The sequence below is a fragment of the uncultured Salegentibacter sp. genome, assembly GCF_963972535.1.
GTDB lineage: Bacteria > Bacteroidota > Bacteroidia > Flavobacteriales > Flavobacteriaceae > Salegentibacter.
Genome location: NZ_CAXAVR010000092.1, coordinates 1 through 11,018, shown reverse-complemented (window position 1 = coordinate 11,018; position 11,018 = coordinate 1). Strand labels below are relative to the sequence as shown.

The 11,018-nt window shown below is 39.0% G+C and carries 9 protein-coding genes; all 9 read left to right on the top strand.

Annotation, left to right across the window (positions count from 1 at the left end; all coding sequences use genetic code 11):
• Positions 1 to 305 precede the first annotated feature (305 nt).
• Positions 306 to 1,979: a dihydroxy-acid dehydratase gene (gene ilvD, locus AACZ30_RS10645; RefSeq protein ID WP_075326407.1), complete on the top strand. Its 1,674-nt coding sequence runs from the start codon at positions 306 to 308 to the stop codon at positions 1,977 to 1,979.
• Positions 1,980 to 1,990: 11 nt separating this feature from the next.
• Positions 1,991 to 3,724 (top strand): biosynthetic-type acetolactate synthase large subunit, encoded by a 1,734-nt coding sequence (gene ilvB / locus AACZ30_RS10640; RefSeq protein WP_208225061.1) that lies wholly within the window; start codon positions 1,991 to 1,993, stop codon positions 3,722 to 3,724.
• On the top strand, positions 3,724 to 4,254 hold the full coding sequence (ilvN, locus tag AACZ30_RS10635) for an acetolactate synthase small subunit (RefSeq protein ID WP_075326411.1): 531 nt from the start codon (positions 3,724 to 3,726) through the stop codon (positions 4,252 to 4,254). The genes ilvB and ilvN overlap by 1 nt, the downstream gene beginning before the upstream one ends.
• A 9-nt stretch (positions 4,255 to 4,263) precedes the next feature.
• Complete coding sequence (gene ilvC, locus AACZ30_RS10630) at positions 4,264 to 5,739, top strand: ketol-acid reductoisomerase (protein ID WP_286761474.1); 1,476 nt, start codon at positions 4,264 to 4,266, stop codon at positions 5,737 to 5,739.
• A gap of 1 nt (position 5,740) precedes the next feature.
• Positions 5,741 to 7,015 carry a threonine ammonia-lyase IlvA gene (gene ilvA, locus AACZ30_RS10625; protein WP_339649265.1) on the top strand — a complete coding sequence of 425 codons (1,275 nt, stop codon included), beginning with the start codon at positions 5,741 to 5,743 and terminating at the stop codon, positions 7,013 to 7,015.
• 336 nt (positions 7,016 to 7,351) lie between these two features.
• Positions 7,352 to 7,987, top strand: coding sequence for a GNAT family N-acetyltransferase (locus AACZ30_RS10620; protein WP_339649264.1), 636 nt, complete (start codon positions 7,352 to 7,354; stop codon positions 7,985 to 7,987).
• A gap of 137 nt (positions 7,988 to 8,124) precedes the next feature.
• A complete protein-coding gene (locus tag AACZ30_RS10615) occupies positions 8,125 to 9,312 on the top strand; it encodes an argininosuccinate synthase domain-containing protein (protein WP_339649262.1) in 1,188 nt (395 codons plus the stop codon).
• The gene (gene argC, locus AACZ30_RS10610) at positions 9,309 to 10,271 is read left to right on the top strand and encodes an N-acetyl-gamma-glutamyl-phosphate reductase (protein WP_339649261.1); all 963 of its coding nucleotides are present in this window, start codon (positions 9,309 to 9,311) and stop codon (positions 10,269 to 10,271) included. The genes AACZ30_RS10615 and argC overlap by 4 nt, the downstream gene beginning before the upstream one ends.
• A 169-nt stretch (positions 10,272 to 10,440) precedes the next feature.
• On the top strand, positions 10,441 to 11,018 hold a 578-nt coding region (locus AACZ30_RS10605; protein WP_339649260.1), incomplete at its 3' end, for an NAD(P)-binding domain-containing protein.

Sequence of the window (11,018 nt, the reverse complement as noted above, 5' to 3'; positions counted from 1 at the left end):
TGGTATAATTATCAAATTATTAGAAATTCAGCTTAAAACATTTAAAACACAAAAAATCCTTCAATAAATTAAGAATTTTTCAAAAGCCCGAAATTTAACGAATTTCGGGCTTTTTCTTACTGTAACTTTTCTTCTTGAAAATACCTTTTCAGCTATCGTAATTAAAACACGGTTAAAACCCTGTTAAACAGTTATTTAAGTTAATTGTTTTTACTCCGAAAGTAGTGCTTTCTATACTGCAAATTACCTGTTGAATTCTTATCGGCTTACTTTTAATCTTTAAATCACACGAAGAAGAATAAGTAATGCACAATAAATTCAGTAAAGTTTTAACACAAAGCGATTCGCAACCGGCATCACAGGCAATGTTGCACGCTATAGGTCTAACCAAAGAAGATTTTAAAAAACCATTTGTGGGTATTGCCAGTACCGGTTACGAGGGTAATCCGTGTAATATGCATCTTAACGATTTGGCAAAATTGGTTAAGAAAGGTGCAAATGAAAACGAACTTGTTGGTTTAATTTTTAATACTATTGGCGTAAGCGACGGGATTTCTATGGGAACCCCGGGAATGCGTTATTCGCTGCCATCCCGTGATATTATTGCCGATTCTATGGAAACGGTAATCCACGCGATGTCTTATGATGCGTTAATCACCGTGGTAGGATGCGATAAAAATATGCCCGGTGCGCTTATGGCAATGCTGCGAATTAACCGTCCTGCTATTTTAGTGTATGGTGGTACAATTGCATCAGGATGTCATAATGGTAAAAAACTGGATGTGGTTTCTGCTTTTGAAGCCTGGGGAGCAAAAACTGCCGGGGATATAGATAAAGAGGAATACGATAGTATAATTGAAAAAGCCTGCCCTGGTGCAGGTGCCTGCGGCGGAATGTACACCGCGAACACTATGGCTTCTGCAATTGAAGCTTTGGGAATGGCCCTGCCTTATAATTCCTCAAACCCTGCGGTAGGAGAAGAAAAGAAAACTGAAAGTGAGGAAGCCGGGAAAGCGGTGCGCCTGCTAATTGAAAAAGATATTAAGCCTCGTGATATTGTGAATCGTAAATCGTTGGAAAACGCGATTCGTTTACTTACGGTTCTAGGTGGATCTACCAATGCGGTATTACACTTTTTGGCAATTGCGAAATCGGCCGAAGTTGATTTTAGTTTAACAGATTTTGAAAAAATATGTGATAGCACTCCGTTTTTAGCCGATCTAAAGCCAAGCGGAAAGTATGCGATGGAAGATGTGCATAGAATTGGCGGAATTCCAGCGGTTCTAAAATATATGTTGAAGAACGATATGCTTCACGGCGATTGTTTGACGGTAACTGGAAAAACTCTTGCCGAAAACCTTGCCGATGTTCCAGATATGGAAGAAGGTCAGGATGTATTTAGACCTTTAGATAACCCGATCAAGAAAACAGGTCATATTAGAATTCTTTACGGAAATCTAGCTGAAGGCGGATCGGTAGCGAAAATTACCGGAAAAGAAGGTTTGCAATTTACCGGAACGGCTAAAGTTTTTAATAGTGAATATGATGCTAACGATGGAATTTCAGAAGGAAAAGTAAAAAAGGGGGATGTCGTCGTCATTCGGTATGAAGGACCAAAAGGCGGTCCCGGAATGCCGGAAATGTTGAAACCTACTTCAGCAATAATGGGAGCAAAACTCGGTAAAGATGTGGCTTTAATTACTGACGGAAGATTTTCTGGAGGAACTCACGGTTTTGTCGTCGGGCACATTACCCCGGAAGCCCAGGAAGGTGGTTTGCTGGCCTTCCTGAAAGATGGAGATCAGATTACCATAAACGCTGAAACCAATAAAATTGAAGTTGCGCTTTCAGCAGAAGAAATAGAGAAAAGAAAAGAAAACTGGAAAGCCCCCGCTTTAAAATTTAATAAGGGTGTGCTTTACAAATATGCAAGAACGGTTTCTTCGGCCTCACAAGGTTGTGTTACCGACGAATTTTAATAAGGTGAATTATGGAAGTTAAAACAGCTAGTTTCGAAAAAACGGCTTCCCCAAAAGCAACCACGGTTTCAGGAGCTGAGGCGGTGATAAAATGTTTGCTTGAGGAAGGGGTGGATACGCTTTACGGCTATCCCGGCGGAGCAATTATGCCCGTTTATGATGAATTGTATAAATACCAAACCCAAATTCACCACGTCCTCACGCGCCACGAACAAGGCGCAACACACGCGGCACAGGGTTATGCAAGAGTAAGTGGAAAAGTAGGAGTAGCGATGGCTACTTCAGGTCCCGGAGCCACGAATTTGGTCACAGGAATTGCCGATGCGCAAATAGATTCTACGCCAATGGTGTGTATCACCGGGCAGGTAGGTTCGCATTTACTGGGAAGTGATGCTTTTCAGGAAACCGATATTATTGGAATTTCCACGCCTATTACCAAGTGGAATTATCAAATTACAAAAGCAGAAGAAATTCCGGAAATTCTGGCAAAAGCATTTTTTATTGCCCGCTCTGGAAGACCGGGGCCTGTATTGATAGATATTACTAAAGATGCGCAGTTTGCTACCCTTGATTTTTCGTATAAAAAATGTTCAGGGATTAGAAGTTACAAACCTAAACCTGAGATCAATTTATTAGAAGTTGAGAAAGCGGCTGAAGCAATGAATAACGCTAAAAAACCTATGATTGTTTTTGGTCAGGGTGTGATCTTAGGTGGTGCTGAAGAATTATTCAAAAAAGTTGTAGAGAAATCGGGTATTCCGGCGGCGTGGACTATTTTAGGACTTTCGGCTATGCCTACCGATCATCCTTTAAATGTGGGAATGGTAGGAATGCATGGCAATTACGGTCCCAATGTCTTAACAAATGAATGCGATGTGCTTATCGCTATAGGAATGCGTTTTGACGACAGGGTAACCGGAAATTTAGAGAAATATGCCAAACAGGCAAAAGTGATCCATTTTGAAATAGATCCAGCTGAAATTAACAAAAACGTACACGCCGATATTCCGGTTTTAGGGAATGTAAACGAAACACTTAAAGTTTTATTAGAACTTTTAAAACCGAATAAACACGAAGCCTGGCATCAAAAATTCAAGGAGCATTATAAAATTGAATTTGATAAAATCATTAAAAATGATCTAAATGCCGAACGCGGCAAAATTGGAATGGCCGAGGTTATTGATGAGATTAATAAATGCTCTCAAGGAAACGCGGTAATTGTTTCAGATGTTGGCCAGCATCAAATGGTGGCCTGTCGTTATTCAAAATTCAACCAAACCCGAAGTAATGTAACTTCCGGCGGACTCGGAACAATGGGGTTTGCGCTTCCGGCGGCTATTGGAGCCAAAATGGGAGCCCCAGAGCGCGATGTGGTTGCAGTAATTGGAGATGGTGGTTATCAAATGACTATTCAGGAATTAGGAACTATTTTTCAGACAAAAGTTCCTGTGAAAATTGTGGTTTTAAATAACGATTTTCTTGGAATGGTGCGGCAGTGGCAGCAATTGTTTTTTGAGAAACGATATGCTTCTACAGAAATGATTAATCCCGATTTTATAACAATTGCCAAAGGTTATCATATTAAGGCCAAACAAGTTAGTAAAAGAGAAAATTTAAAAGAAGCGGTTACGGAAATGATGCAATCTAACGAAGCTTATTTCCTAGAGGTAAAAGTTGAACAGGAAGAAAATGTTTTCCCTATGGTTCCTACCGGGGCTTCAGTTTCTGATATAAGATTAGAATAATGGAAAAGAAAAATTTTACGGTTTCGGTTTATACCGAAAACAACATAGGTTTGTTGAGCCGAATTGCTGCTATTTTTCAGAAAAGGCATATTAATATAGAGAGTATTACAGCCTCCAGAAGTGAGGTAAACGGAGTGATGCGCTTTATAATCGTGGTGCAGGTTACCGAAGATCAGGTTAAGAAAATAGTTGGTCAAATAGAAAAGCAAATTGAAGTCATAAAAGCTTTTTATCATACCGATGAGGAAATGATCTACCAGGAAACTGCGCTTTACAAAATAAATTCAGCCGAGTTTGTTGATGATCTTAATATCCAGGATTTTATAAAGGAATCTAATGCACGTATCGTGACGGTTACGCCTAAGTTTTTTGTGATTGAAAAAACCGGAAAACGCCACGAAACCGATAGCCTCTACGAAAAATTAAAACCTTATGGATTGATGCAGTTTGTACGTTCAGGCACTATTGCCGTAACTAAGAACGAAATGCCAATCTCGAACATTTTAGAACAATTTGATACAACCAATTAAATAAAAGTGATGACGAATTATTTTAACAGTCTTTCTTTACGTGAACAATTAGCCCAATTAGGAACCTGTAGGTTTATGGGTAGTGATGAATTCAGCGACGGAGTGGCTGCTTTAAAAGGAAAAAAGATAGTGATTGTGGGCTGCGGCGCTCAAGGCCTTAACCAGGGTTTGAATATGCGAGACAGCGGCCTGGATATTTCTTATGCGCTTCGTGAAGGTGCTATTAAAGAAAAACGACAGTCATTTAAAAATGCTTCAGAAAATAATTTTAAGGTGGGTACCTATGAAGAACTGATTCCTACAGCCGACCTGGTAATTAACCTAACGCCAGATAAGCAACATACTTCTGTTATAAAAGCGATTCAACCGCATATTAAAAAAGACGCGGTGCTTTCTTATTCTCACGGCTTTAATATCGTAGAAGAAGGAATGAAGATTCGGGAAGATATCACCGTAATTATGGTGGCACCAAAATGCCCCGGAAGTGAAGTTAGAGAAGAATACAAAAGAGGTTTTGGAGTGCCGACACTTATTGCGGTACATCCGGAAAACGATCCTCAGGGAATTGGTTTTGAATGGGCTAAAGCTTATGCCGTTGCTACCGGTGGCGATAAAGCCGGGGTTTTAGAGTCTTCTTTTGTGGCTGAAGTAAAATCTGACTTAATGGGAGAACAAACCATTTTATGCGGATTGCTACAAACGGGTTCTATTTTAAGTTTTGATAAGATGGTTGCCGAAGGCGTAGAACCTTCGTATGCTTCAAAATTAATTCAATATGGGTGGGAAACCATTACCGAAGCTTTAAAGCACGGTGGTATTACTAATATGATGGATAGGCTTTCGAATCCGGCGAAGATAAAGGCCGATGAGATTTCCGAAGAATTAAAACAAATAATGCGTCCGCTTTTTCAAAAACATATGGACGATATTATTTCAGGAGAATTTAGTAGCCGAATGATGCGCGATTGGGAAAATAATGATAAGGAATTATTGGAATGGCGTGCTGCAACCGGGGAAACAGCTTTTGAAAAATCCGAAGCAACTTCTGAAGAAATAAAAGAACAGGAATATTTTGATAAAGGTGTTTTATTGGTAGCCTTTGTAAAGTCCGGTGTAGAACTGGCTTTTGAAACTATGGTAGAAGCTGGGATTGTTGCAGATTCGGCTTATTATGAATCTTTACACGAAACTCCTTTAATTGCCAACACTATTGCCAGGAAGAAATTGTTTGAGATGAACAGGATTATTTCTGATACGGCCGAATATGGTTGCTATTTATTTGACCATTCAGCAAAACCGCTTATTAAGGATTATGTAAATGGCTTACCAAAAGAGGTTATAGGTCATTCCTTTGGAACCGATTATACCGGAGTAGATAATCAGCAGTTAATAGCCGTGAATGATGAAATTAGGCAACACCCGGTTGAAAAAGTAGGAGGAAGGCTTAGAAAAGCAATGACTGCAATGAAAAAAATACAGGAATAAAATGGATACTTTGCTGGCAGATAAAAAAATATATAAACCTCAGTTAGAAGCTGTAAAAGAAGCGGCCGAGCGCATCTCTAAAGTGGTGGTTAAAACCCCTTTGATGCAATCTTTTACCTATAGCAAGAAATTTTCAGCAAATGTAATGCTGAAAAGGGAAGACTTGCAACAGGTACGTTCGTATAAAATTCGGGGAGCTTATAATAAGATTTCGAGCCTTCCGCAAGAACAGCTGGATAAAGGGGTTATTTGTGCCAGCGCAGGGAATCACGCCCAGGGTGTAGCTTTTGCCTGTAATAAACTGCAGGTAAAGGGCGTGATCTATATGCCTATTACCACCCCAAGGCAAAAAGTGGAACAAACAAATATGTTTGGTGGCGATTGGGTTGAAGTTGTTTTAAAAGGAGACACTTTTGACGATTCGTTTAAAAGTTCTATGAAACATGCCGATAAATTCGGGTTGGTTTTTATTCACCCTTTCGATGATGAAAAGGTGATTGAAGGCCAGGCCACTATTGGTTTGGAAATTCTGGAGCAAGCTAAGGAACCTATAGATTATGTTTTTGCACCCCTTGGTGGTGGTGGACTCTTAGCAGGATTGTCATCAATGTTCAAAGAACTTTCGCCAAATACTAAGATTATTGGGGTAGAGCCGGAAGGTGCACCTTCTATGACTTCCTCTTTAAAAGAAGGAAAACTGGTAGAATTAAAATCCATTGAGCGTTTTGTGGATGGTGCCGCGGTGCAGAAAGTCGGGAGCCGAAATTTTGAAATTTGTAAGCAAAATCTTGATAAAATGATCACGGTTCCTGAAGGGAAAATTTGCCAAAGTATCCTGGATCTTTATAATCAGGATGCTATTGTTGTGGAACCTGCCGGGGCGATGGCCATAAGTGCCCTTGATTTTTTTGCTGAAGAAATAAAGGGAAAAAACGTGGTGTGTATTGTAAGCGGAAGCAATAACGATATCACCCGAACTGCCGAGATCAAAGAAAGAGCTTTGTTGTACGCGGGACTTAAACATTATTTTGTGATTAGTTTTCCGCAGCGAGCCGGAGCTTTAAAAGATTTTCTGGAAAAAGTTTTAGGACCTAAAGACGATATCACCCATTTTGAATACTCAAAAAAGCATCATCGTGAAAACGCCCCGGCGGTAGTTGGGATAGAATTAAACGATCCTGCCGATTTTGAGCCACTGGTAGCCAGGATGAAAGCGAAAAATTTTTACGGGGAATATCTTAACGATAAGCCTAATTTGTTTCAATATTTGGTATAAATATTTTGTTGGTTAAAATAATTATGTACTTTTACACTATGCTTTCAATGAGACAAATAATATTTCCCGTTTTTCGCTTCTTCCCGCGCCGCCGCAGGTAAGAAGTTAATCGCATTATTCTTTTTTTAATATTATTTGATTTTAATTATAACTTGAAAGATCCACAAAATATACCGTCCAATTTAAATTTCAGAATCACTTCTGAGATTACACCTATTCGCCGCCGCTTCCCGCGTCGCACCTTGGTGCGTGTATAATTTAATGGAACTTAGGTGAGTCCGGTTCCCCTTTCAAAAAGAACAAATCAAATTTATTTTCTCACTAATTTCTTAGCAAATGAAGATTGTCATTGCTAATAAATCTCACGCTCAATATGCTGAGATTATTTGTACAACTATAGAAGAATCTGCAAAGGTTAGAGGCACGGGTATTGCCCGCAGAACCCCTGAATATATCATTGGTAAAATGGAAAAGGGTAATGCTGTCATTGCCTTAGACGGCGAAAAATTTGCCGGTTTCTGCTATATCGAAACCTGGAGCCACGAAAGATATGTGGCAAACTCAGGCTTAATTGTACACCCAGATTTCAGGAACCAGGGATTGGCCAAAGATATTAAAGAAGTGGTTTTTAACCATTCCAGGAAAATGTATCCCAATGCTAAAATCTTCGGGATCACTACCGGTTTGGCCGTGATGAAAATAAATTACGAACTTGGATATCAACCCGTAACCTTTTCTGAACTTACCGATGATGATGCCTTTTGGAAAGGCTGCCAAACCTGTAAGAATTACGATATCTTAACCAGGACCGAGCGCAAAATGTGCCTTTGCACAGGAATGATGTATGATCCGGAAAGAAAAAAGGATGCAAAAAAAGGAGATAAAAAGGAAAGCTTAAATGATAAAGCTTTTAAAAGGTTGAAAAATATAAAACAGACCTTGTTTTATAAAAAAGAGAAAAACGGAAATTAAATAGCTTCATCCCTTTTTAAGGGAAGGTGGCAGCGAAAGCCTGACGGAAGGGTTAAATCATCCCGCACGCCTTTCAGGGAAGAGAAGCATAAAATATTAGTGAATTCGTGGCGAACCCTACGATTTAAATTTAAAAAATGAAAAAAGTAGTTATAGCATACAGTGGAGGTTTAGACACTTCTTATTGCGCAAAATATTTATCTAAAGAAGAAAATTTTGAGGTCCACGCCGTGAGTGTAAATACCGGCGGATTTTCAGAAGAAGAATTGAAGAAAATTGGAGAAAATGCACAAAAAATAGGAGCAAAAACCTATAAAAATATTGATGCGGTTTCTTCATTTTACCAAAAAGTGGTAAAATATTTAATCTTCGGAAATGTCTTAAAAAACAATACCTATCCACTTTCAGTAAGTGCAGAACGAATTGTACAGGCCATAGAGATAGTGAATTACGCAAAAAGTATTAATGCTAAATATATAGCGCACGGGAGTACAGGTGCCGGAAACGACCAGGTAAGATTTGATATGATCTTTCAAATTATTGCTCCCGAAATTGAGATAATCACCCCAATTAGGGATAAACAACTCAGTCGCCAGGAAGAGATTGAATACCTGAAGCAGAATGGTGTGGAAATGAATTGGGAAAAATCAAAATATTCGGTAAACAAAGGCCTTTGGGGCACTAGTGTTGGTGGAGCAGAAACGCTTACTTCAGAAAAACCTTTACCTGAAAGTGCTTATCCTTCCCAACTTCAGGAAAAAGAGGCGAAACAAATCAGTTTAAGCTTTACCAAAGGAGAACTTTCCGCGGTTAATGGAAAAGAAAATTCCCCTGAAAAAAATATTGAGATACTTGAAGATATCGCCTCAAAATATGCGATTGGAAGAGATATTCACGTTGGAGATACTATTATAGGAATAAAAGGCAGGGTTGGTTTTGAAGCCGCTGCTGCGCTTATCACCATAAAAGCACATCATTTACTGGAAAAGCATACGCTAAGTAAATGGCAATTACAGCATAAAGATTATTTGGCTAATTGGTACGGGACACATTTACACGAAGGCCAGTATTTGGAGCCCGTAATGAGGGATTTGGAAGCTTTTTTAGAAAGTTCACAGCAGCAGGTAAGCGGAGAAGTTTTCGTCACCTTGCATCCATACCGATTTACACTTGATGGAATTAAATCGGACAACGATTTAATGAATTCCAGTTTTGGAAATTATGGTGAGGAAAATAAAGCCTGGACAGCAGATGATGCCAAAGGATTTATAAAAATTCTATCAAATGCCGGGAAGATATACCAACACGTAAAAGAAGGGAAATGATAACAGCAGGAATAATTGGTGGTGCCGGGTATACGGCCGGTGAACTTATCAGATTACTTATAAATCATCCGGAAGTTGAACTGGATTTTGTGTACAGTACTTCGCAACCGGGGAAACCTGTAGCAGGAATACACCAGGATTTACTGGGAGAAATTGATCTACAGTTCAGCGGAGAAATAAATAAAAAAGTAGATGTGGTATTTCTATGTCTTGGACACGGAAATTCGGTGAAATTCCTTTCGGAAAACCAGTTTTCTGAAAATACTAAAATCGTGGATTTAAGTACCGATTATAGAATGAGTGGTGAGCACTCTTTTATTTACGGCCTGCCGGAATTCAATAAAGAAAAAATTAAAAAAGCAAGTTTTATCGCTAATCCCGGTTGTTTTGCCACAGCCATAAGTTTAGCAATTTTACCACTTGCCCAGGCCGGTTTGCTGAAGGATGATGTTCATATCAATGCTGTAACCGGGGCAACCGGAGCAGGAACTTCACTTTCTGCTACCACCCATTTTACCTGGAGAGATAATAATTTTTCCAGTTACAAAGCTTTTGAACATCAGCATTTAAATGAAATAGGGCAGAGCCTAAAACTACTTCAGAATAATAAGCTACCTGAAATTAATTTTATCCCGAATAGGGGAAATTTTTCAAGAGGAATTCACGCCACGGCTTACACGAAATTTGAAGGCAGTTTGGAGGAAGCGAAAGCGATATATACTGAGACTTATTTGGATTCCGCTTTTACGTTTGTTGTTGAAGAAGATTTGCATTTAAAACAAGTGGTAAACACTAATAAATGTCTGCTGAAATTACAGAAATTTGGCGATAAAATTTTGATTACCAGTATTATTGATAATTTACTGAAAGGTGCTTCTGGGCAGGCAGTTCAAAATATGAACTTAATGTTTGGTTTTGAAGAGACTTCAGGATTAAAATTAAAAGCGAGTTATTTTTAATGAGATATGCCACTAATTCACGAATATAATTGATCGAATAAAATTAAAGGCGTCATCCTGAACTTGTTTCAGAATCTAATTCACTTTGAAACCGAAATTAAAACCTTTAAGGTTTGACAAAAAATATTTAGTGAATTCGTGGCAAGCCTAACCAACTAAAACCAAAAAGATGAAAATAGCTATTATAGGAGCCGGAAACCTGGGACTTTCCATTGCGAAAGGCCTTATTGTAAACAATGCGTTTACCACCTTGTACCTTACCAAAAGAAAAACTGAAGAAATTCAGGAGTACGAGGAATATGCCAAAGTTAAGGTCACCAGTGATAATCGTGAAGCAGTTAAAAATTCAGATATCCTAATTTTTGCAGTACAACCCACGCAAATGCAGCGAATTCTGGAAGAAATTAAAGATGATCTTCACGAAAAACACGTCTTAATATCCACGATTACCGGATTTAAAATTGCGGCAATTGAAGCTATTGTTGGGAAAGAACAGTTTATTGTACGTTCAATGCCCAACACGGCTATTGCTGTGGGGAAATCTATGACCTGTCTTTGCAGTAACGAAAAAGGGAAGAAACGCATCGCTATTGCCGAGGCTATTTTTAATCGTTTGGGAACAAGTATTATTATTGCTGAAAATAAAATGCAGGCCGCTACGGTAATTTGCGCCAGCGGAATCGCTTTCTGGATGCGGCTTATACGCGCTACCACCCAGGGAGCGGTACAACTTGGTTTTGATGCTAA